This window comes from Streptomyces sp. NPDC098789 (assembly GCF_044759975.1).
Lineage (GTDB): Bacteria > Actinomycetota > Actinomycetes > Streptomycetales > Streptomycetaceae > Streptomyces.
On record NZ_JBIWAJ010000040.1, the window covers coordinates 1 to 25,570 of the forward strand.

Below are 25,570 nucleotides of genomic sequence, written 5' to 3' on the forward strand. Positions count from 1 at the left end.
GCCGGTGTTCTCGATGACGGTGTGATCGGGTCGTTGACGCCGGAGCGGTTGGCTTTCGTCTTGCGGTCGAAGGCGGATGCCGCACGGCATTTGGACGAGTTGACGCGGGGTCTGGACCTGTCGTTGTTCGTGATGTTCTCGTCGTTGGCGGGGGCGGTGGGTGGTGCTGGGCAGGGTAACTACGCGGCGGCCAATGCGTTCTTGGACGCGTTGGTGGAACAGCGTCGTGGGCTCGGACTCCCCGGCACCTCCATCGCCTGGGGCGCATGGTCCGACGGCGGTCTGGCCACGGGCGTGGGCGAGGAGCGACTCCAGCACGGCGGCATCCTTCCGATGGCGCCGGATGACGCGGTGACCCTCCTGGGCGAGGCCCTGGAGCGGGACGAGAACTGCCTCATCGTGGCGGACGTCGACTGGAAGCGCTTCGCTCCCAGGCTCGCGACGGGCCGGCCGGCACCACTGATCACCGGGATTCCCGAAGCCCACAGCACCCTGCAGGCGATGGACGCCCAGGGCGCCGTCACCGATGCGGAACCGAGCGGGGCGCTCCGCGCCGAACTGGCCGCTCTCACCTCCGCCGAGCAGGACCGCAAGGTGCTCAACCTGGTCAGCGCACAGGTCGCGGACGTACTCAGCCACCCCAACTCCGATGCCATCACGGCCGATCGGGCCTTCAAGGACCTCGGCTTCGACTCCCTGGCCTCCGTCGAACTCCGCAAGCGCCTCAACCGGGTGACCGGACTGCGACTGGCGGCCACGATCGCCTTCGACCATCCCACCCCACGAACCCTTGCCGACCACCTGCGGAGCGAACTGAAGCTCGGCGGTGGGCCCAAGCGCTTCGACACCGTCCTCGGGGACCTCGACCGGCTCGCCTCCGAGCTGACCGAGCTCGTCCCGGAATCCGAAGAGTCCGCCCGCGGCGAGATCTCGCTCCGGCTGAAGGCACTGCTCCAACTGTGCAGCGGTGCAACGGACGAAACCGTCACCGATACCTCCGCGGCGGAGAAGTTCGCCTCGGCCTCGGACGACGACGTCTTCGACTTCATCAGCAATGAGCTCGGCATCTCCTGACCTCGATCGAGGTCACCCCTTTGAACTCTGTGAAGACTTTCTGAACCCCTGGAGTGGTACGGCGTGACGAACAGCAGCGAGGACAAGCTTCGGTATTTTCTGAAGCGAGTGACCGGTGAGCTCCACGAGGCACGACAGCGCCTCCAGGAAGTGCAGTCGGGAGAGCACGAGCCGATCGCGATCATCGGCATGGGCTGCCGGTACGCCGGAGGAGTGACCTCCCCCGAGGAGCTGTGGGACCTGCTGGCGTCCGGTGGCGACGCCTTCACCGAGTTCCCCACCGACCGGGGCTGGGACACCGAGGGCCTGTACGACCCGGAGCTGTCGCGGCCGGGCACCTCGTACGTCCGGGAGGGCGGATTCCTCCATGACGTCGGCGAGTTCGACCCCGCGTTCTTCGGGATCTCGCCCCGCGAGGCCATGGCGCTCGACCCGCAGCAGCGGCTCCTGCTGGAGACGTCCTGGGAGGCGATCGAGAGGGCGGGCATCGACCCGTCGTCGCTGAAGGGCAGCCGTACCGGCGTGTTCGCCGGCACCAACGGGCAGGACTACGCGGCCCTGCTGCGCCGGGCGCCCAAGCAGTCCGAGGGCTACCTGGCCACCGGTATCGCGGCCAGCGTGGTCTCGGGCCGGCTCTCGTACACCCTCGGCCTCCAGGGGCCCGCGGTCAGCGTGGACACGGCCTGCTCGTCGTCCCTGGTGACCCTGCACCTGGCGGCGCAGGCGCTGCGGAACGGTGAGTGCACGCTCGCCCTCGCGGGTGGCGTGACCGTGATGTCCACGCCGGAGATCTTCGTCGAGTTCAGCCGGCAGGGCGCACTGTCCCGCACCGGCCGGTGCCGGCCGTTCGCGGACGGCGCCGACGGGACGGCATGGGGCGAGGGGTCGGGCGTACTGCTGCTGGAGCGGCTGTCGGACGCGCGCCGCAACGGCCACCCGGTCCTCGCGGTGGTGCGTGGTTCGGCCGTCAACCAGGACGGTGCGAGCAACGGCCTGACGGCTCCGAACGGCCCCTCCCAGCAGCGCGTCATCCGCGCCGCACTGGCGAGCGCCGGACTGACCACCGCCGAGGTCGACGCGGTGGAGGCGCACGGCACGGGCACGTCGCTCGGCGACCCGATCGAGGCCGACGCGCTGCTCGCCACCTACGGACAGGGCAGGCCCGAGGACCGGCCGCTGTTGATCGGCTCCTTGAAGGCGAACATCGGCCACACCGCGGCCGCCGCAGGCGTGGCGGGCGTGATCAAGATGGTGCAGGCGATGCACCACGCCACACTGCCGAAGTCGCTGTACGTGGACGCGCCGTCGTCGGAGGTCGACTGGTCCGCGGGTGCGGTCGAGGTCCTCGCCGAGGCGCGGGAGTGGCCGGCGGTCGAGGGACGTCCGCGTCGTGCGGGCGTGTCGTCGTTCGGCGTGAGCGGTACGAACGCCCACGTCATCATCGAGCAGCCGGCGGAGCAGCCGGCCGAACAGTCGGCAGAGCGCCCGGTCCCGCAGAGCAGCCCTTCGGTGACGCCGTGGGTGGTCTCCGGGCGCGGGGTCGACGGATTACGTGCGCAGGCCGCGCGCCTGGTGTCCCGGGTCGAGGGTGACGCGGACCTGTCGCCGGTGGACGTGGGTTGGTCGCTGGCTTCGGGGCGGGCGGAGTTCGAGAACCGCGCCGTGGTGACGGGCGGTTCGGCCGATGAGCTGATGGCCGCGCTGAACGGTCTGGCCCGAGGGGAATCCGTGCCGGGTCTCGTCGAGGGCCCGGAGGGCGCTGGGGTGTTGGCCAGTGGTCCTGCCGTGTTGTTCTCGGGTCAGGGTTCGCAGCGGGTCGGTATGGGGCGGGAGTTGTACGAGCGCTTCCCGGTGTTCGCGGGTGCGTTCGACGAGGTGTGTGCCGTGTTGGACCGGGAGTTGTCCGGTCATGTGGTGGGTGGGGTGCGTGAGGTCGTCTTCGGTGAGGGCGGTGCTGAGGGCGCTTTGGACGAGACGGTGTTCACCCAGGCGGGTCTGTTCGCCGTGGAGTGGGCGTTGTTCCGGCTGATCGAATCGTGGGGTGTGCGGCCCGAGTTCGTGGGCGGTCACTCGATCGGTGAGTTGGTTGCCGCGTGTGTGGCGGGTGTGTGGTCGTTGGAGGACGCGGCGCGTCTGGTGGCTGCGCGTGGTCGTCTGATGCAGGCGCTGCCTTCGGGTGGCGCGATGGTGGCGGTGCAGGCGTCGGAGGCGGAGGTTGCGGAGCTGCTGGTCGATTGCGCGGATCGCGTGTCGATCGCGGCGGTGAACGGTCCGTCGGCTGTGGTGCTGTCCGGTGACGAGGACGCCGTGTTGGAAGTCGCGGCGGCGCTCAAGGCCCGGGGCAGCAAGACGAAGCGGCTGGTCGTCTCGCACGCGTTCCATTCGCCGCGGATGGACGCGATGTTGGAGGAGTTCCGTGAGGTCGCGGCGGGGCTGACGTACAACGCGCCGGTGGTTCCGGTGGTGTCGAACGTGACGGGTGCGGTGGCGTCGGCGGATGAGTTGTGTTCGCCGGAGTACTGGGTGCGGCACGTGCGCGGAGCGGTTCGTTTCGCGGACGGCGTGGAGGCTCTCGCGGCCCAAGGTGTCTCCGTGTTCGTGGAGTTGGGCCCCGATGGTGTGTTGAGCGCGATGGGTGCGCAGTGCGTGTCGGACGGCGTGTTCGTCCCCGTGCTGCGCTCGGGTCGCGGCGAGGAACGCTCGTTCATAGCCGGTGTGGCGCGTGCGTGGACGCACGGTGTTCCCGTCGATTGGACCCGGGCGTTCGAGGGGACGGGTGCGTCCCGGGTGGACCTGCCGACGTACGCCTTCCAACGCCAGCGCTACTGGCTCGAACCCTCCGGTGACCTCGCGGGCGCCGGCTCCGTGGCCGGCCTCGGACTCGGGTCGGCGGAGCACCCCCTGCTGGGCGCCGCCGTGGAGCTGGCCGGCGCCGACGGACTGTTGCTGACGGGACAGCTGTCGCTGCGGACCCACCCCTGGCTGGCGGACCACGCGGTCGCGGGCACGGTGCTGTTCCCGGGCACCGGCTTCGTGGAGCTGGCCGTACGGGCCGGTGACCAGGTCGGATGCGACACCGTCGAGGAGTTGACCCTCCAGACGCCGCTCGTCCTGGCCGAGGGCCGCGTCGTACAGCTCCAGATCATGGTGGGCGAGCCCGACGAAGCCGGGCGCCGCACGCTGACCGTCTACTCCCGTGACGAGGAGACGTCGGCGGCCGGAGAGTGGACCTGCCACGCCATGGGTGTGCTGGCGGCCGGCGGTGTGCAGCCGGCGGCCGACCTCGTGGAATGGCCGCCGGCAGGCGCCGAGGACGTGCCCGTCGACGACATGTACGAGCGGTTCGAGGCCGACGGCTACGGCTACGGCCCGGTGTTCCAGGGAGTGCGCGCGGCATGGCGGCGCGGCGACGAGGTCTTCGTCGAGGTGGCCCTCGACGCGGAGCACCAGGAAGCGGCCGGTCGCTTCGGCATGCACCCGGCCCTGCTGGACTCGGCGCTGCACGGAGTACAGCTGGGCAGCTTCTTCGCCGACGGACGCGCACGGCTGCCGTTCGAGTGGCGCGGTGTGTCGCTGCGGGCGGCGGGTGCGTCGATGCTGCGCGTCCGGCTGGCACCGGCGGGTACGGACACCGTCTCGGTGACGGTGGCCGACGGTACGGGGCAACCGGTGGCGACGGTGGAGTCGCTGGTCTGCATGCCCGTGGACCGCGAACAGCTGGCAGCGGCCGCGGGCAAGCTGCCCGAGCACGACACGCTGTTCCGCATCGACTGGACCACGGCGGCCACCGGGACCCCGGCGCCCCATGACGCCACCCGTGCCCCCGGCATCGTGCGGATCGGCACCTCCGTGGAGGTCCAGGGCGCAGCCGCGTACCCGGACCTGGCAGCCCTCGGTGAGGCGGTGACGGCCGGCGCCGAGCTGCCGGACGTCGTCGTGGTCGCGGTCCAGGATCCCGCGGACCCGCCGCGGGAGACGGACGGATCGGCGACGCCGTCGGCCGCGCACGCGGCGAGCCACCGCGCGCTGGCGCTGGTCCAGGCGTGGCTGGCGGACGAGCGGTTCACCGGTGCCCGGCTGGTGGTGCTGACGCGGGGCGCGGTGGCGGCCGGCTCCGACGGTGACGTGACGGACCTGACGGCGGCCCCCGTGTGGGGACTGCTGCGGTCGGCGCAGACCGAGAACCCCGGCGCGTTCGTGCTGATGGACACGGACGGCACACCCGAGTCCCGAGAGGCGCTGGCGACGGCACTCGCCTGGGCGGCGACCCACGACGAACCGCAGCTGGCGCTGCGGGCCGGCGAGGTGCGGGTCCCGCGCGTGGCACGCCTGGCGCACGGGGGCGGAATGCTGGTTCCGCCGGCGGGGGCGTCGGCGTGGAGCCTGGAGATCCCCCAGAAGGGATCCTTCGCCAACCTCGAACTGCTGGAGAGCCCGGCGGGCGAGCAGCCGCTCGAAGCCGGCCAGGTGCGGGTGCAGATCCGCGCGGCCGGCATGAACTTCCGGGACGTGGTGCTGGCCCTGGGCGTCGTTCCCGACCAGCAGGTCATGGGCAACGAGGGCGCCGGCGTCGTCACCGAAGTCGGTTCGGGCGTGACCGATCTGGTCCCCGGCGACCAGGTCATGGGCGTCTTCTCCGGCTCGTTCGGCCCCTTCGCCGTCACCGACCGGCGGATGCTGGCCCCGATGCCCAACGGCTGGTCGTACGTGCGGGCCGCCTCCGTGCCCGTCGTCTTCCTGACCGCCTACTACGGCCTGCGCGACCTCGCCGCAGTGCAGCCCGGGGAATCCGTCCTCGTGCACAACGCCGCGGGCGGCGTCGGCATGGCCGCCGTGCAGCTCGCCCGGCACTGGGGAGCCGAGGTCTTCGGCACGGCCAGCGAGGGCAAGTGGCACGCCCTGCGCGGCTCCGGGCTCGACGATGCGCACATCGCCTCCTCCCGCACGCTGGACTTCGAGGACGCGTTCCGCGACGCCACCGGCGCCCGGGGCATGGACGTGGTGCTCGACGCGCTCGCCGGCGAGTTCGTGGACGCGTCGCTGCGGCTGCTGCCGCGCGGCGGGCGGTTCCTGGAGATGGGCAAGACCGACAAGCGGGACCCCGCCGAGGTCGCCACGGCGCACCCGGGCGTCGCCTACCAGGCGTTCGACCTCAATGAGGCCGGCCTGGACCGCACCCAGGAGATCCTGCTGGAGCTCCTGGACCTCTTCGAGCAAGGGGTGATCACACCCCTGCCCGTCGCCACGTGGGACATCCGACGGGCCCCAGACGCCTTCCGCTACGTGAGCCAGGCCCGCCACATCGGCAAGGTCGTGCTGACCGTACCGGCCCCGCTGGCCGGCGCCGGGAACGGCACCGCCCTCGTGAGCGGAGCGACCGGAACGCTCGGCAGGCTCGTCGCCCGTCACCTCGTGGAGCGACACGACGTGCGGGAACTGCTGCTCGTCAGCCGCCGCGGACCCGAAGCCGACGGCGCGGCGGAACTGGTCGCGGAGCTCGCCGGGCTCGGCGCCCGGGCGCGCGTGGTGGCCTGCGACGTCGCCGACCGATCGGCGCTGCAGGGGCTCCTCGCCGGCATCCCGGCCGAACACCCGCTCACCACGGTCGTCCACACGGCCGGCGTGCTCGACGACGGAATGATCCACGCGCTCACCCCCGAGCGGATCGACGGAGTGCTGAACCCGAAGGTCGACGCCGCGTGGCACCTCCACGAACTGACGCGTGACCTGGACCTGTCGGCCTTCGTCCTCTACTCCTCCGTCTCCGGTGTCCTCGGCAATGCCGGTCAGGGCAGCTACGCGGCGGCGAACGTCTTCCTCGACGCCCTCGCGGCGGTCCGTCGCACCGAGGGCCTGCCTGCCACGTCGCTGGCATGGGGCCTGTGGGAGCAGAACAGCACGATGACGGGCGAGCTGGGCGAGGCGGACCGCACCCGCATCGCACGCTCCGGACTGACCGCGCTCTCGTCCGACGAGGGCCTGGCGCTCTTCGACGCGGCCGTCGCGACCGCCGAGCCGCTCCTGCTGCCGGTGGGGCTCGACCCCGCCGCACTGCGGACCTCCGGCACGCCCGTACCCGCGCTGCTGCGCGGCCTCGTCCGGGGCCCCGTACAGCGCGCCCGGGCCACGGCGTCCACCGGCACCTCGGCCGCGCCCACCGGGCTGGCCCGGCAGCTGGCCGGCCGTCCCGAAGCCGAACAGCTCGTGGAGCTCTCGGAGTTCGTACGCGGCCACGTCGCGGTGGTCCTCGGCCACGGATCAGCGGCAGCGGTGGAGGAGAGCCGCGCCTTCAAGGAGCTCGGCTTCGACTCCCTGACCTCGGTGGAACTGCGCAACCGGTTGAACGCGGCGACCGGGCTGAGGCTGCCCGCCACCCTCGTCTTCGACCACCCCACGCCGGCCGCGCTCGCGCGACACCTGCGCGAGGAACTGCTCGGCGCCCGGTCCGGGACCGACGCCACAGCGGTCCTGCCGTACGCGTCCGCCCCGCGGGCGGACGACCCGATCGCCATCGTCAGCATGAGCTGCCGCTTCCCGGGCGACGTCGCGTCCCCGGAGGCGCTCTGGGACCTGCTGGCCGCGGGCGGCGACGGCATCACCGACTTCCCGACCGACCGCGGCTGGGACCTGGACGCGCTGTACGACGCCGATCCCGATCGCCCCGGCAAGTCGTACGTCCGTAGCGGCGGCTTCCTGCACACCGCCGCCGACTTCGACGCGGGCTTCTTCGGGATCTCGCCGCGCGAGGCCCTGGCCATGGACCCGCAGCAGCGGCTGCTCCTGGAGACCTCGTGGGAGGCCTTCGAGCGGGCGGGCATCGACCCCGCCGCCGTGCGCGGATCCCGGGCGGGCGTGTTCACCGGAGCCGCGGCCCAGGGTTACGCCTTCGGCATGGAGCAGTCCGGCGAAGGCAGCGAGGGCTACTACCTGACCGGCAGCACCACCTCGGCGATCTCGGGTCGTGTCGCCTACACGCTGGGTCTTGAGGGCCCCGCGGTGACGGTGGACACGGCGTGTTCGTCGTCGCTGGTGGCGCTGCACCTGGCGGTGCAGTCGCTGCGCAACGGTGAGTGCACGCTCGCCCTCGCGGGCGGCGTGAACGTACTCGCCACCTCGATGGTCTTCGTGGAGTTCAGCCGCCAGCGCGGACTCGCACCGGACGGCCGCTGCAAGTCGTTCTCGGACGGGGCGGACGGTACGGGCTGGGCCGAGGGCGCCGGCGTGCTCCTGCTGGAGCGGCTGTCGGACGCCCGGCGCAACGGGCATCCGGTGCTGGCGGTGGTGCGTGGTTCCGCGGTGAACCAGGACGGTGCGAGCAACGGTCTGACGGCTCCGAACGGTCCTTCGCAGCAGCGCGTCATCCGCGCGGCCCTGGCCGATGCCCGGGTCTCCGCGGCGGACGTGGACGCGGTGGAGGCGCACGGCACCGGTACGACCCTGGGCGACCCGATCGAGGCGCAGGCGCTGATCGCGACCTACGGCCAGGACCGTCCGGCCGAACGTCCCCTGTACCTGGGATCGTTGAAGTCGAACATCGGTCACGCGCAGGCTGCGGCCGGCGTGGGTGGCGTGATCAAGATGGTGCAGGCAATGCGCCATGGGCTGCTGCCTGAGTCGTTGCACGTCGGCGAGCGGTCGTCGAAGGTGGATTGGTCGGCGGGTGCGGTCGAGCTGTTGACGGAGGCGCGCGAGTGGGTGCCCGGTGCTGTTGACCGGGTCCGTCGTGCGGGTGTGTCGTCGTTCGGTGTGAGCGGTACGAACGCGCACGTGATCCTTGAGCAGGCTCCTGAGGTCGAGGTCGAGGTCGCTGAGACGGCGACGGAGCCCGTGGCACCGGTGGCGGTGCCGTGGGTGGTGTCCGGCCGGAGTGTCGAGGCGCTGCGCGGTCAGGCCGGGCGCTTGTCGTCGCTCGTCGAGTCCGGTGGTGCGGGTCTGTCGCCTGTGGATGTGGGTTGGTCGTTGGCCGCGGGGCGGGCGGAGTTCGAGAACCGTGCCGTGGTGGTCGGTGGTGCGCTGGGTGAACTCGCTTCTGGTGTAGGCGCGTTGCGTGATGGTCTGCCAGCGTCGGGTCTGGTGGAGGGTGTGGTTTCGGGGTCCGGTGGCCGGGTGGTGTTCGTGTTCCCGGGTCAGGGTTCGCAGTGGGTGGGGATGGCGGTGGATCTGCTGGATTCTTCGCCGGTGTTCGCTGGGCGGATGGCCGAGTGTGGTCGGGCGTTGGCGGAGTTCGTGGACTGGGATCTGCTCGATGTGGTGCGCCAGGTCGAGGGTGCGCCGTCGCTTGAGCGGGTGGATGTGGTCCAGCCCGTTTCGTGGGCGGTGATGGTTTCCCTGGCGGAGTTGTGGCAGTCGTTCGGTGTGAAGCCGTCCGCTGTGGTGGGTCATTCGCAGGGTGAGATCGCCGCGGCTTGTGTCGCGGGCGGGCTGTCGTTGCAGGATGGTGCTCGTGTGGTGGCGCTGCGGTCGCAGGCCATTGCGGGCAGCCTGGCCGGGTTCGGCGGAATGATGTCCGTCGCGCTGCCGCTGGCGGAGGTCGAGTCCCGTCTGGTGGGTTGGGCGGGTCGGCTGGAGGTCGCGGCGCTGAACGGCCCCACCTCCACCGTCGTCGCGGGTGAGCCGGAGGCGTTGGACGAGCTTCTCGCCGCGTGCGAAGCGGAGGGTGTTCGGGCGCGCCGGGTTGCGGTGGATTACGCCTCGCACACCTCGCATGTGGAGCGGATCGAGGGCGAGCTCGCCGAAGTGTTGGCGCAAGTTGAGCCCATGGCCGCACGGGTGCCGTTCTTCTCCACGGTGAACGGTGACTGGCTGGACACGACGACTCTCGATGCCGGGTATTGGTATCGGAATCTGCGTCAGACGGTCCGTTTCCAGGGTGCGATCGAGGATCTGGTCGCGCAGGGGCACGGCACCTTCATCGAGGTCAGCGCGCATCCCGTGCTGACGATGAGTGTCCAGGACCAGGCCGAGTCCGCCATCGTGGCGGGCACGCTGCGCCGCAATGAGGGCGGTCTGGACAGGTTCTACGCGTCGCTTGCCGAGGTGTGGGTCCAGGGCGTGGACGTCGACTGGGCCGGTGTGTTCGAGGGGACGGGTGCGTCGCGGGTCGAGTTGCCGACGTACGCGTTCCAGCGGCGCCGCTACTGGCTCGACGCAGGTGGCGCCGGGGACGGCGGGCTGTCGGGCCTGGGTCTGGGCCTGGCGGTGGCGGGTCATCCGCTGCTCGACGCGGCGGTGGAGCTGCCGGATTCCGCGGGTGTGGTGTTCACGGGGCGGTTGTCGCTGCGCACGCACCCGTGGCTGGCGGACCACGCGGTCGCGGGCACGGTGCTGCTGCCGGGGACCGGCTTCGTGGAACTCGCGGTCCGCGTGGGTGACGAGGTCGGCTGCGACGTGGTCGAGGAGCTCACGCTCCAGGCCCCGCTGGTGCTGCCCGAGAAGGGCGGCGTCCAACTGCGCATGACCGTCGCCGAGTCGGACGAACAGGGTCGGCGTACGTTCAGCGTCTACTCGCGATCGGCCGATGCGTACACCGACACGGAGTGGACGTGCCATGCGACGGGTGCGCTGACGACCGGCGCCGCCCAGCCCGTGGCCGATCTGGCGGTCTGGCCGCCGGAGGGTGCCGTGGCGCTGGACACCGACGGCATGTACGAGGACTTCGAGGCCGACGGCTACGGCTACGGGCCGATGTTCCGACACGTACGGGCGGCCTGGCGCCGCGGCGACGAGGTGTTCGCCGAAGCGGTGCTGCCCGAGGACGCGCAGGAGGACGCCGCCCAGTTCGGGCTGCACCCGGCGCTGCTGGACGCGGCGTTGCACGGTCTGCGGCTGAGCGGGATCTTCTCCGACAGCCGGCCGAGGCTGCCCTTCGCGTGGCGCGGTGTGTCCCTGTACACGAGCGGCGCGGCGGCCCTGCGGGTGCGCCTCGCGCCCGCCGATGCCGACGATTCGGTGTCGGTGACGGTCGCCGACAGCACCGGGCAGCCCGTCGCGGCGGTCGAGTCCCTCGTCCTGCGGCCCATGGACCCCGACCAGATCGCGAACGCGGCCCGTAGTGGGGCGGACGAAGCGCTGTTCCGGGTCGACTGGGCGCAGGCACCGCAGGTGACCACGCACGAGGCTGCCGTGGCGGCCCGGCGCGGACCGTGGGCGGTGATCGGGGCTCCGGGTACGGAGACCGGACTCGGGGTTCCCGGGGCCGAGGTCCACGCCGATCTCGCGGCGCTGAGCGCGGCCGTCGAGAACGGTGCCGCGGTCCCCGACGTCGTGCTCGTCCCCTTCGTCTCACGAACGGGCGAGACCAGCGGGACCGGCGGCACCGGCGAGACCGCTCGGGCCGCCCACGAGGCCGTGCACCGCGCCCTGGCGCTGGCGCAGGCGTGGCTCGCGGACGAGCGGTTCGAGGAGGCCGGATCGCGCCTGGTGCTGGTGACGCGCGGTGCGGTGGCGGCCGGCCCCGAGGAGACGGTGACCGATCTGGGCGCGGCCCCGGTCTGGGGGCTGTTGCGCTCGGCGCAGACGGAGAACCCGGGTCGGTTCGTGCTCGTCGACACCGATGGAGCCACCGGGCTGCCGGATGGGCTGCTGTCCTCCGACGCGCCGCAGCTGGCCGTGCGCGACGGTGCCGTGCACGTGCCGAAGCTGCTGCGGGCGACCCCGCCCGCACCGCAGGAGGCGCGGGCATGGGACCCGGCCGGCACGGTGCTGCTGACCGGTGCCACCGGGACGCTCGGCGGTGTGGTGGCCCGGCACCTAGTGGTGGAGCACGGCGTGCGGCACCTGCTGCTGGTGAGTCGCAGCGGGGGAGACGCCCCCGGTGCGGCGGAGTCGGTGGCGGAGCTGGAGGCGCTGGGCGCGCGGGTGTCGGTGGCCGCGTGCGACGTGGCCGATCGGGACGCGCTGGCCGGGGCACTGGCGGGAGTCGCGGCCGAGCACCCGCTGACCGCGGTCGTGCACGCCGCGGGCGTGTTGGACGACGGGCTGATCACGGGCCTGGACGTCGAGAGCGTGGAGCGGGTCCTGCGTCCGAAGGTGGACGCGGCGTGGAACCTGCACGAGCTGACCCGTGACCTCGACCTGTCGGCGTTCGTGCTGTTCTCCTCGGCATCGGGCGTGCTGGGCAGCGCGGGCCAGGGCGGATACGCCGCGGCGAACGTGTTCCTGGACGCGCTGGCGACCGTACGGCGTGCCGAGGGCCTGCCGGCCAGCTCGCTGGCATGGGGGCTGTGGCAGCAGAGCAGCGGGATGACCGGTGAGATGGGCCGGGCGGATCTGGCGCGCGTGGCGCGTTCGGGCCTGGTGGCGCTGTCCTCGCAGGACGGTCTGGCGCTCTTCGACGCCGCTCTCGCGGCGGACGAGGCACTCCTGCTGCCGGTGCGCTTCGACCAGTCGGCGCTGCGCGAGCTGGGCGCCGAGGTGCCCGCCGTACTGCGCGGGCTGGTCCGCGGGCCGGTGCGCCGAGCGCGAGCGGCGGAGCAGGGCGGGGCCGCGAAGGAGCTGGTCCAGCGGCTGTCCGGGCTGCTCGAAGGCGACCGGAAGCGTGCGCTGTCGGAGTTCGTGCGCGGGCTCATCGCGACCGTTCTCGGGCACGGTTCGGCGGATGCGATCGAGGACGGGCGGGCCTTCAAGGAGCTCGGCTTCGACTCGTTGACGGCAGTGGAACTGCGCAACCGGCTCAATGCGGCGACCGGGCTGCGGCTCCCCGCCACGCTCGTCTTCGACCACCCTTCACCCGGTGCTCTCGTTACCCACCTGAACGACGAACTCTTCGGCGCGGGACACCTCTCGACCGCATCGGCGGGCGTGCTCGTGCCGTCCTCCGCGAGCGACCTCGACGACCCGATCGTGATCGTGGGAATGGGCTGCCGCTATCCCGGCGGTGTCGACTCTCCCGAGGCGCTGTGGGACCTGGTCGACGGTGGTGTGGACGCGATCTCGGAGTTCCCGACGGACCGGGCATGGGACTCGGACCTCTACGACCCGGACCCGGAGCGGCAGGGCAAGACGTACACCCGAGAGGGCGGCTTCCTGCACGCGGCAGCGGAGTTCGACCCGCAGTTCTTCGGAATGTCGCCGCGCGAGGCACTGGCCACCGACCCCCAGCAGCGACTGCTCCTGGAGATCGCGTGGGAGGCGATCGAGCGTGCGGGCGTCGACCCGAAGTCGCTGCGCGGCAGCCGGACCGGTGTCTTCGCCGGCGTGATGTACAACGACTACGGTTCGCGGCTGCGGACCGTGCCCGAAGGGTTCGAGGGCTTCCTCGGCAACGGCAGCGCGGGCAGCGTGGCTTCCGGCCGCCTCTCGTACACTTTCGGCCTGGAGGGCCCGGCCGTCACGGTCGACACCGCGTGCTCGTCGTCCCTGGTCTCCCTGCACCTGGCTGCCCAGGCGCTGCGCAACGGCGAGTGCACGCTCGCCCTGGCGGGCGGCGTCACGTTGATGTCCACGCCGATGACGTTCGTCGAGTTCAGCCGGCAGCGGGCGCTGTCCCCGGACGGCCGCTGCAAGTCCTTCTCGGACGGCGCGGACGGCACCGGATGGGCCGAGGGCGCGGGCATGTTGCTGCTGGAGCGGCTGTCGGACGCCCGGCGCAACGGGCATCCGGTGTTGGCGGTGGTGCGTGGTTCCGCGGTGAACCAGGACGGTGCGAGCAACGGTCTGACGGCTCCGAACGGTCCTTCGCAGCAGCGGGTGATCCGGGCGGCCCTCGCGAATGCGGGTGTGTCCGCGGCCGATGTGGACGTGGTGGAGGCGCACGGTACGGGTACGACGCTGGGCGACCCGATCGAGGCGCAGGCGCTGCTGGCCACCTACGGCCAGGACCGTCCCGCCGAACGGCCGCTGTGGCTGGGCTCGTTGAAGTCGAACATCGGTCACGCGCAGGCCGCCGCGGGTGTGGCCGGTGTGATCAAGATGGTGCAGGCGATGCACCACGGCGTACTGCCGGAAACGCTCTACGCGGACGAGCCGTCGTCGAAGGTGGACTGGTCGGCGGGCGCGGTCGAGCTGCTGAGCAAGCCGCGGCCGTGGGCGCAGGACGAAGGCCGTCCCCGTCGTGCGGGTGTGTCGTCGTTCGGCGTGAGCGGTACCAACGCGCACGTGATCCTCGAACAGCCCGCGGACCAGCCCGCGGACCAGCCCGCGGAGTCCCCCCGGACGCCCGCGGCGGGTCCGGCCGACCGGGCCGACCAGGCCGAATTGGCCGATCTGACCGAAGGGGCGGCGACTTCCGCCCGTCCGGTGACCGTGCCGTGGATCGTGTCGGGCCGGAGCGCGCAGGCCCTGCGGGGTCAGGCGGCGCGGCTGGGGTCGCTCGTGCGGGGCGACGCGGAGCCGTCGCCGGTGGACGTCGGATGGTCGCTCGCCACCAGCAGGTCGGTGTTCGAGCACCGCGCGGTCGTCGTCGGCAGCGGGGACGACCTGGGCACGGGCCTCGCGGCCCTCGCCCGCGGGGAGTCGGTTTCCGGCCTCGTGGAGGGCGCGACCTCCGGGTCCGGTGGCCGGGTGGTGTTCGTGTTCCCGGGTCAGGGTTCGCAGTGGGCGGGCATGGCGGTGGATCTGATGGATTCCGCTCCGGTCTTTGCCGAGCGGATGGCCGAGTGCGGCCGGGCCCTGGCCGAGTTCGTGGACTGGGACCTGGAGGCCGTTGTCCGTGCGGCGCCTGGCGCCCCGTCACTTGAGCGGGTGGACGTGGTCCAGCCGGTCTCGTGGGCGGTGATGGTTTCACTGGCCGCGCTGTGGCAGTCGTTCGCCGTGGAGCCGGCGGCCGTGGTGGGACACTCGCAGGGCGAGATCGCCGCCGCCTGCGTCGCGGGCGGGCTGTCCTTGCAGGACGGTGCTCGGGTGGTGGCATTGCGGTCGCAAGCCATTGCCGGGAGTTTGGCCGGGCACGGAGGGATGGCATCGGTGCAGTTGTCCGTTGAGCAAGCGACCGAGCGCATAGCCGGGTGGGACGGCCGACTCTCGATCGCCACCGTCAACGGCCCCACCTCGGTCGTGGTGGCCGGTGACCCGGCCGCACTGGACGAGTTGACGGATTCCTGCGCGGCGGACGAGATCAGGGTCCGACGGATCCCCGTCGACTACGCCTCGCACACCTTCCACGTGGAGCGGATCGAGGACGAACTCGCCCAGGTGCTGGCGGCCGTACGGCCGAAGGCCTCGCGGGTGCCGTTCTTCTCGACCGTGAAGGGGGAATGGCTGGACACCACCGGCCTCGACGCCGGGTACTGGTACCAGAACCTGCGGGAGACGGTCCGGTTCCGCAGCGCGATCGAGACGCTGGCCGAGCAGGGGCACGGCACCTTCGTCGAGGTGAGTTCCCACCCCGTCCTCACCGTCAGCGTGCAGGAGACGCTGGAGGTCTCCGGGCAGAGCCCGACGGCTCCTCCCGTGGTCTGCGGCACGCTCCGGCGCGACGACGGCGGCCTGGACAGGTTCCTGACGTCCCTGGCGGAGGTCTGGGTGCAGGGCGCCGAGGTCGACTGGGAGCAGGCGTTCGCCGGTTCCGGGGCGCGCCGGGTGGACCTGCCGACGTACGCCTTCCAGCGGCGCCGGTACTGGCTGGAGGCACCGGCCGCGGAGGCGGCCGGCGGTGCGGGCGCGACGGCGGACACGGCCACCGGCCGGCTGGACGCCCAGTTCTGGGAGGCGGTCGAGAACGGGGACCTGCGGTCGCTGTCCACGACCCTCGCGGTCGAGGACGAGGACCAGCGGTCCTCGCTCGGCAGCCTGCTCCCCGCGCTCTCCTCGTGGCGCCGGCAGGGACGTACCCGCTCGACGCTCGACGGCTGGCGCTACCGCGTCACCTGGAAGCAGGTGCCGGAGAACCCGGCGGCGGCCGCGACGTCCGCGACCGGCACGTGGCTGCTCGTCGTCCCTTCCGGGGACGCCGATTCGCCGTGGGCCGCAGCGGCCGCCCAGGCGCTGACCGACGGCGGCGCGTCCGTCGTCCCGCTCCTCTGGGACCCCACGGAAGGGGACCCGACGGAAGGGGACCGGGCGCGGCTGGCCGAGCGCGTACGGGAGACCCTGGCCGGGCACGGCGGGGCCGACGGGATCAGCGGTGTGCTCTCGCTGCTCGCGCTCGACGAGGACCCGCACCCGGCGCACCCGGCGGTTCCGTCGGGCCTGGCCGCCACCCTGCACCTCGTGCAGGCCCTCGGCGACACGGAGTCGGCGGCGCCCCTGTGGCTGGCGACGCGGAGCGCGGTGTCCACGGGGCGTGCGGACGGCGCCGCCGTCAGCGCGGCGCAGGCCCGGACCTGGGGGCTGGGCCGGGTCGTCGGTCTGGAACACCCGCAGCGTTGGGGTGGCTTGATCGACCTTCCCGAGAACCCCGACCCGCGTGTCCTGGCGCGACTTTCCGGCGTGCTGAGCGGCGCTGCGGGTCCTGAGGACCAGCTCGCACTCCGTACGGCGGGCCTCTTCGCCCGGCGGCTCGTGCACGCACCGCTCGGTGACGTGCGGGCCGCGCGTGCGTGGAAGCCGCGGGGCACGGTCCTCGTCACTGGTGGAACCGGTGCGCTGGGCGGGCAGGTCGCCCGCTGGCTGGCGCGGGGCGGAGCGGAGCACCTCGTCCTGACCAGCCGTCACGGTATGGCGGCCACGGGCGCCGAGGAGCTTTCGCGGGAGCTGACGGAGGCGGGCGCCCGGGTGACGATCGCCGCGTGCGACGTCGCGGACCGCGCCGCGCTGGCGGCGCTGTTGGAGCAACTGCGGGCCGACGGTTCCCCCGTCCGGTCGGTGGTGCACACCGCGGGCGTCGCGCCGAGCGCGACGCTCGACGCGACCGACCTCACGACGCTCTCCGACGCCGCCTCGGGCAAGGTGACCGGCGCCGACAACCTGGACGAGCTGCTGGAAGGCGAGGAGCTGGACGCCTTCGTCCTCTTCTCCTCGAACGCGGGTGTGTGGGGCGCCGGCGGGCAGGGCGCCTACGGCGCCGCCAACGCCCACCTCGACGCACTGGCCGAGCGGCGCCGCTCCCGCGGCCTGCCCGCGACGTCCGTCGCGTGGGGCGCGTGGCGCGGAGCGGGAATGCTGGTCGACAACGGGGCGGAGGAGCACATGGCCCGCCTCGGGGTGCTCGCGATGGACCCGGACCTGGCGATCGCGGCGCTGCAACAGGCCCTTGACCACGACGAGACCTGCGCCGTGGTGGCCGACGTGGACTGGTCGCGCTTCGCGCCCGGATTCACCGCGGCCCGGCCGCGGCCGCTGCTCGACGACCTGCCCGAGGCCCAGCGGGCGCTCCAGCAGTCCGACGCGGCCGGCTCGACCGGCGCGCGGGACGGATCCGACGGCGGGTCGGCGCCGTCGCCCGCCGACCGGTTCGCGACGATGAGCGGGCCCGAGCTCGAACGCACGCTGCTCGACCTGGTGCGCTCGGCCGCCGCCGCCGTACTGCGCTACGAGGGACCCGACGCGGTGGGCGAGGACCGGGCGTTCAAGGAGCTCGGATTCGACTCGCTGACCGCCGTCGAACTCCGCAACAGGCTGCAGAACGCCACCGGGCTGCGGCTTCCCACGGCGCTGGTCTTCGACCACCCGACGCCGCTGGGCCTCGCCGCCCACCTGCGGGCCCAGCTCGCGGGGACCGCGGCCGGCGCGCCCGGGTCGGCGATCGCCGAGCTCGACAAGCTGGAAGCGGCGCTCTTCTCCATCCCCTCGGAGGACGAGGACCTGCGGTCCACGCTCTCCTCCCGCCTGCACGTCCTCCTGTCGAGGCTCGACGGATCGACGGCGGGACTCCCCGACACAGCGCAAGGCCGGCCCGCGGAGAACCAGCTCGACGCGGTCACGGACAACGAACTATTCGACTTCATCAACCAGGAGTTCGGTAAGTCATGACGGAGAACGAGGACAAGCTCCGGGAGTACCTCAAGTGGGTCACCACCGACCTGCAGAAGACGAGGGCGCGACTGCAGGAGCAGGAGGGGCGCGAGCAGGAGCCCATCGCGATCGTCTCGGTGAGCTGCCGGTTCCCCGGAGGCGCGAACTCCCCCGAAGCGCTGTGGGAGTTGCTCGCCCAGGGCACCGACGCCGCCGGCGCCCTCCCGGGTGACCGGGGCTGGGACATCGAGGCGCTGTACGACCCCGACGGGTCGTCGGGCCGGACGGGCACGACGTACGTGAACGAAGGCAGCTTCGTCCGCGACGCGGCCGAGTTCGATGCGGGCTTCTTCGCGATCGCACCCCGCGAGGCGCTGGCGATGGACCCGCAGCAGCGGCTGTTCCTCGAAGCCTCGTGGGAGCTGATCGAACGCGCCGGGATCGACCCGACGTCGCTGAAGGGCAGCCAGACGGGCGTCTTCGTGGGCGGCACGCCCTCCCACTACGGCCCGGGCGCCGGAGCGGTGACCGAAGACGTCGCCGGCTACGTGGTCACCGGCGGTTCCGGCGCGGTGCTCTCGGGGCGCCTCTCCTACTTCCTCGGCCTCGAAGGCCCCGCGGTGACCGTGGACACGGCCTGCTCGTCCTCCCTGGTCGCCCTGCACGAGGCGGTGCACTCGCTGCGCCGCCGGGAGTGCTCCCTGGCCGTGGCCGGTGGCGTCTCCGTGATGTCCACGCCGGTCGCCTTCGTGGAGTTCGCCCGCCAGCGCGGCCTGGCGGCGGACGGGCGCTCCAAGGCCTTCGCCGACTCGGCCGACGGCATGGGCTGGGGCGAGGGCGCGGGAGTACTGCTGCTGGAGCGGCTCTCCGACGCGCGCCGCAACGGGCATCCGGTGCTCGCCGTGGTGCGCGGCTCGGCCGTCAACCAGGACGGCGCCAGCAACGGCCTCACGGCGCCGAACGGTCCCGCCCAACAGCGGGTGATCCGGGCGGCACTCGCCAACGCACGGGCCTCGGCCTCGGACGTGGACGTCGTGGAGGCGCACGGCACGGGCACCTCGCTGGGCGACCCGATCGAAGCCGACGCGCTGCTCGCCACCTACGGGCAGGTCCGCCCGGCCGACCGGCCCCTGTGGCTGGGCTCGATGAAGTCGAACATCGGCCACACTCAGGCCGCCGCCGGCGTGGCCGGCGTGATCAAGATGGTGCTGGCGATGCGGCACGGCGTACTGCCGCAGACGCTCCACGCGGCCGAGCGGTCGACGAAGGTGGACTGGTCGGCGGGCGCCGTCGAGCTGCTGACCGAGCAGCGCGCGTGGCCGCGGACCGAAGAACGCCCGCGGCTCGCCGGTGTCTCCTCCTTCGGTGTGAGCGGTACGAACGCGCACGTCATCCTGGAAGAGGCCCCGGCGTACGAGGCCCCGGCCGAGCCGGCCGGGGCGCCGGACCAGGACCGCGCGTCCGGTGCCGCGCCCGCGGCCCGGCCGGTCGCACTTCCCGCGCTCCCCTGGGTGGTGTCGGGCCGCGGCGCCGCCGCGCTGCGCGACCAGGCGGCGCGCCTGCTGGACCGGGTGCGCGACGGCGCCGAGCCGTCCCCCCTGGACGTCGGCTGGTCGCTGGCGTCCGGTCGGGCGGCCCTGGAGAACCGCGCCGTGGTCGTCGCGGCCTCGCGCGACGACCTCGTCGCGGGGCTGGGCGCGCTGGCCGAGGGCGGGACGACGGCCCCGGGCGTGGTGGCCGGTCCGGCCACCTCCGGCCCCGGCCGCCGGGTCGCGTTCGTCTTCCCCGGGCAGGGCTCGCAGTGGGTCGGAATGGCCCGCGAACTGTGGGAGTCCTCACCGGCCTTCGCCGCGCAGATGGACGAGTGCGAGCGGCTGCTGGGCGGGCTGGTCGACTGGTCGCTGCGCGAAGTGCTGGAGGATCAGGCCGCGTTGGCGCGCGTCGACGTCGTGCAGCCCGCACTCTTCTCGATGATGGTGTCGCTGGCGGCGATGTGGCGCGCGGCCGGTGTGCGGCCCTCCGCCGTCGTGGGCCACTCGCAGGGCGAGGTCGCCGCCGCGTACGTGGCCGGCGTGCTGTCCCTGGAGGACGCGCTCCGCGTCGTCGCCCTGCGCAGCCGCGCTCTGCTGGCCATCGCGGGACGCGGCGGGATGTTGTCGATCGTGGCGTCCGAGGAGTGGGTGCGCGAGCGGATCGAGCCCTTCGGCGACACGATCTCCATCGCCGCCGTGAACGGCCCGAAGGCCGTGGTGATCTCCGGCGACGCCGACGCGCTGACCCGCTTCGGGACCGTCCTGGCCAAGGCCGGCGTCATGCGCTGGATCGTCCCCGGCGTGGACTTCTCCGCACACTCGGCCCATGTCGAGGTGCTGGAGCAGGAGTTGGCCGAGCTGCTGCGCGGCGTCGAGCTGCGCGCCTCCGAGGTGCCCTACTACTCGGCCGTGACGGCCGGGGTCCTCGACACGGCGAAGCTGGACGCCGGGTACTGGTACCGCAACCTGCGCGAGCCGGTCCGTTTCGAGGAGAGCGTGCGCGCGCTGGCGGACGACGGGCACCACGTGTTCGTCGAGATCAGCCCGCACCCCGTCCTGACGATGGGCGTCCTGGAGACGCTGGAGAGCCGCGAGCAGGCCGCGTCCGCCGTCGTGACCAGCACGCTGCGCCGCGACGACGGCGGCCTGGACCGCTTCCTCACCTCCCTGGCCGAGGTGTGGGTCCAGGGCGTGGACGTGGACTGGGCGGCCCTGTTCGAGGGGACGGGCGCCGCGCGCGTCGAGCTGCCGACGTACGCCTTCCAGCGGCGCCGCTACTGGCTGGACGCCGGTGGCGTCGCGGAGGGCGGGCTGTCCGGTCTGGGCCTGGCGGTGGCGGGTCATCCGCTGCTCGGGGCGGCGGTCGAGCTGCCCGAGTCCGCGGGCGTGGTGTTCACGGGCCTGCTCTCGCTGCGCACGCACCCGTGGTTGGCGGACCACGCGGTCGCGGGCACGGTGCTGCTGCCGGGGACCGGCTTCGTCGAGCTGGCGGTCCGCGCGGGGGACGAGGTCGGCTGCGACCTGGTCGAGGAGCTCACGCTCCAGGCCCCGCTGGTGCTGCCCGAGAAGGGCGGCGTTCAGCTGCGCGTGAGCGTCGCCGGCGCGGACGACTCCGGCCGGCGCGAGGTGAGCGTCCATTCGAAGCCGCAGGACACCGAGTACGACGAGGCGTGGACCTGCCACGCCACCGGCGTGCTGGCTGTCGTCGCGGCCGGGGCGCCCGTGACCGGGGCGTCCGCCCAGGACCTCGCCGTCTGGCCGCCCACCGGGGCGACCCCGGTCGAGTGCGCCGACGTGTACGAGAAGTTCGCCGAGCTCGGTTACCACTACGGCCCCCTCTTCCAGGGGCTGCGGGCGGCCTGGCGGCGCGGCGACGAGACCTTCGCCGAGATCGCGGTGCCCGAGGAGTGGCAGGCCGAGGCGCAGCGCTTCGGCCTCCACCCGGCCCTGCTCGACGCCGCGCTGCACGCCGCGGGACTGACCGCGGTGACCGCGCACGCCGAAGGCGCCGCCCCCGCACCGCAGGCGCGGCTGCCCTTCGCCTGGCGCGGCGTATCGCTGCACGCGGTCGGGGCCACGGCCCTGCGGGTGGCCATGAAGCCCACGCCGGGCACGGACGCCGTGTCCCTGACCCTGACGGACGACACCGGCCGCCCGGTCGCCTCGGTGGAGTCGCTGGTCATGCGACCGGTGGACACCGGGCGGCTCGGGAAGGCGGGCGACCCGGGACGGCTCCACGACGCGCTCTTCCGCATCGAGTGGGAGAGCCGCCCGGTCCCGCACGAGCGGGCCGGCTCGGGCACCGTCCCGTGGGCCATCGTGGGCGGCGACGCGCTCGGCGCGGCCTCCGCGCTCGGCGACAGCCGTACGGACGTGAAGCCCTTCGAGGACCTCGACTCGCTCAGCGGTGCGTTCGCCGCAGGCGACGCGCTTCCGCCCGTCGTGCTCGTCGACTGCTCAACCGACACCGACACCGACACCGGCCGGACCGGCGACGACACGGCCGCGGCCGTCCGAGCCGAGCTGCGCAGGGCGCTCGCACTGACCCGGGCATGGCTGTCCGACGAGCGGTTCGCGGCGGCCGGATCGCGCCTGGTGCTGGTGACGCGCGGTGCGGTGGCGACCGGACCGGACGGAGAGCTGACGGACCTGGCGGCAGCCCCGGTGTGGGGCCTGCTGCGTTCGGCGCAGACCGAGAACCCGGGCCGCTTCGTCCTGGTGGACACCGACGGCGCGCAGGCCTCGTGGGACGCCCTGCCGGGCGCGCTCGCCTGGTCGGCCGCCCGGAACGAGCCGCAGCTCGCCCTGCGGGCGGGCGACGTGCGCGTCCCGCGGCTGGCCCGCGTGAGCGCGCCCGGCACGGGCACGGCGGACGACGCGCCCGCCTTCGGTACCGGCACCGTCCTCGTGACCGGCGCGACCGGGACCCTGGGCGCAGTGGTGTCCCGGCACCTGGTGGTCGAGCACGGTGTGCGGCACCTGCTGCTGGTGAGCCGCAGCGGGGCGGGCGCCCCGGGCGCCGCCGAACTGGTGGCGGAGCTGGAAGCGCTGGGCGCGCGGGTGTCGGTGGCCGCGTGCGACGCGGCCGACCGGGACGCCCTGGCCGGGGTACTGGCGGGAGTTCCGGCCGAGCACCCGCTGACCGCGGTCGTGCACGCCGCGGGCACCCTCGACGACGGCGTCGTCTCCTCCCTCACGCCGGAGCGCCTCGACACGGTGCTGCGCCCCAAGCTCGACGCGGCGATCCACCTGGACGAGCTGACCCGCGACCTGGACCTCTCGGCGTTCGTGCTCTTCTCCTCCGCCTCCGCCACCTTCGGCAGTCTCGGACAGGCCAACTACGCCGCCGCCAACGCCTTCCTCGACGCGCTGGCCCAGCGGCGGCGCGCGCAGGGCCGTCCGGCCCTGGCCCTCGGCTGGGGGTTCTGGGCCCGGACCACAGGTCTGACCGAGAGCCTCACCGAAACCGACATCCGCCGGCTGTCGCGCGGCGGCATGACCGCGCTGGCGACCGACCGGGCGTTGGAACTCCTGGACGCCGCCCAGCAGTCGGGCGAGATCGCGCTCCTGCCGATCCAGTTCGACCGCGCCGCGCTCAACCGCCCGACGAACCCGGACGCGGTGCCGCCGGTCATGCGCGGCCTGGTGCGCCTCCCCGCGCGGCGCACCGCCGTGGCGGGCACGGGGGCGGCGCCGACGTCGGCGCCGGAGGGGGAGGCCGAGCTGAAGCAGCGGCTGACCGCTCTCGACGAGCCCGGCCGCAGGCACACGCTCCTGTCGCTCGTGCGCAAGGACGCGGCGGCCATCCTCGGCCACCCCACCACGTCCACCGTCGAACCGGACCGCGGATTCATGGAGCTCGGCTTCGACTCGCTCATGGCCGTCGAATTCCGCAACCGCCTGAACGCGGCCACCGGGCTGCGACTGCCCGTCACCCTCATCTTCGACTACCCCACCCCCGCCGCGCTCGCGACGTACCTCCGTACGGAGATCGAGCTCGACGAGGACGGCAGCGGGGACGCGGGCCGGGCGGCGGCCTCCATCGCCGCGGAACTGGACCGGATGGAGGGCATGCTCGAAGCCCTCGCCGGGGACGAGATCAAGCGGCTGGACGTCATGGTGCGGATGAAGTCCTTCCTCGCCAGGCTCGGCGACGCCGCCGGCGCGAGGTCGGAGCACGACACCCACGCGGACAGCGACATCGAATCGGCCTCGGACGACGAATTGTTCAGCGCCCTCGAGAACGAGCTGGGGAAATCCTGAAACGAGGCGTGTAGGACCTGGCCGTTTTTCCTTTCGCGTCTTCTTTTCGCGACATGCACGGGGAGCTGAATTCGAATGTCCAATGAGGACAAACTCCGCACCTATCTCAAACTGGCGACCACGGACCTCCGGCAGGCCCGCCGCCGGCTTGAGGAGCTGGAGGCCAAGAACCACGACCCCATCGCGATCGTGGCGATGAGCTGCCGCTACCCCGGCGGCGTCACCTCGCCCGACGAGATGTGGGACCTGGTCGCGAACGGCTCCGACGCCGTCTCGGTCTTCCCCACCGACCGGGGATGGGACGTGGAGAACCTCTACGACCCGGATCCGGACCAGCAGGGGAAGAGCTACACCCGCGAGGGCGGATTCCTCTACGGAGCGGCGGAGTTCGACCCCGAGTTCTTCGGCATGTCGCCCCGCGAGGCACTGGCCACCGACCCCCAGCAGCGACTTCTCCTGGAGACCTCCTGGGAGGCGCTGGAGCGGGCGGGCATCGAACCGAAATCGCTGCGCGGCAGCCGCAGCGGCGTCTTCGCCGGCGTGATGTACAACGACTACGCCGCCCGGATGCAGTCGGCTCCCGAAGGCTTCGAGGGCCACATAGGCAACGGCAGCGCGGGCAGCGTCGCCTCCGGACGGATCTCCTACACGCTGGGCCTCGAAGGCCCCGCGGTGACCGTGGACACGGCGTGTTCGTCGTCGCTGGTGGCGCTGCACCTGGCGGTGCAGTCGCTGCGCACCGGCGAGTGCACGATGGCCCTGGCCGGCGGCGTGGCCATCATGTCGTCCCCCACCATCTTCGTGGAGTTCAGCCGACAGCGGGCCATGTCACCGGACGGCCGCTGCAAGTCCTTCTCGGACGCTGCGGACGGTGCGGGCTGGGCCGAGGGAGTCGGCATGCTGCTCCTGGAGCGGCTCTCGGACGCCCGGCGCAACGGGCACCCGGTGCTGGCCGTCGTACGCGGCTCCGCCGTCAACCAGGACGGCGCGAGCAGCGGGCTCACGGCGCCGAACGGCCCGTCGCAGCAGCGGGTGATCCGGGCCGCGCTGGCGAACGCGGAAGTGTCCGCGGCTGATGTGGACGTGGTGGAGGCGCACGGTACGGGTACGACGCTGGGCGACCCGATCGAGGCGCAGGCGCTGATCGCGACCTACGGGCAGGACCGACCGGCCGAACGGCCCCTGTACCTGGGGTCGTTGAAGTCGAACATCGGTCACACGCAGGCGGCGGCCGGTGTGGGCGGCGTGATCAAGATGGTGCAGGCGATGCGCAACGGCGTGCTGCCGCAGACCCTGCACGTGGGTGAGCCCTCGTCGAAGGTGGACTGGTCGGCGGGTGCGGTCGAGCTGTTGACGGAATCCCGCGCGTGGGTGCCCGGTGCCGATCGGGTCCGTCGTGCGGGTGTGTCCTCGTTCGGCGTCAGTGGTACGAACGCCCACGTCATCCTCGAACAGGCTCCGGAGGGCCAGGAGTCGGCCGAGGAGTCGGAGCCCGTGGCGCCGGTGGCGGTGCCGTGGGTGCTGTCGGGCCGGAGCGGCGAGGCCCTGCGGGGTCAGGCAGCGCGCCTGTCGTCGCTCGTCGAGTCCGGCGCTGCGGCCCTGTCGCCGGTGGACGTGGGCCTCTCGCTGGCCGCGGGCCGCGCCGCCTTCGACCACCGTGCGGTACTCGTCGCCGGTGACCGGAACGGCCTGACCGCGGCGACGGCTGCGGTGGCGCGTGGCGAGGACGCTCCGGCCGGAGTGGTCACCGGCACCGCTCACGGGATCCGTGACCGTGTGGTGTTCGTCTTCCCGGGTCAGGGTTCGCAGTGGGTGGGGATGGCGGTGGATCTGCTGGATTCTTCGCCGGTGTTCGCCGGGCGGATGGCCGA

General features: G+C 72.8%; 4 protein-coding genes. All 4 read left to right on the forward strand.

Annotated elements, in window-relative coordinates; genetic code table 11:
* The coding region (locus ACIQWR_RS40465) for a KR domain-containing protein (protein WP_404020882.1) at positions 1–1,074 on the forward strand (1,074 nt) is incomplete at its 5' end.
* Positions 1,075–1,137: 63 nt separating this feature from the next.
* Positions 1,138–17,922, forward strand: a complete 16,785-nt coding sequence (locus tag ACIQWR_RS40470; RefSeq protein WP_404020884.1) for a type I polyketide synthase — start codon at positions 1,138–1,140, stop codon at positions 17,920–17,922.
* Positions 17,919–23,699, forward strand: coding sequence for an SDR family NAD(P)-dependent oxidoreductase (locus ACIQWR_RS40475; protein ID WP_404020887.1), 5,781 nt, complete (start codon positions 17,919–17,921; stop codon positions 23,697–23,699). The genes ACIQWR_RS40470 and ACIQWR_RS40475 overlap by 4 nt, the downstream gene beginning before the upstream one ends.
* A gap of 75 nt (positions 23,700–23,774) precedes the next feature.
* On the forward strand, positions 23,775–25,570 hold a 1,796-nt coding region (locus ACIQWR_RS40480), incomplete at its 3' end, for a type I polyketide synthase (RefSeq protein ID WP_404020890.1).

Excerpts from the sequence above, each read along its gene's own strand:
- ACIQWR_RS40475 (WP_404020887.1), top strand. The coding sequence starts at position 17,919 with ATGACGGAGAACGAGGACAAGCTCCGGGAGTACCTCAAGTGGGTCACC.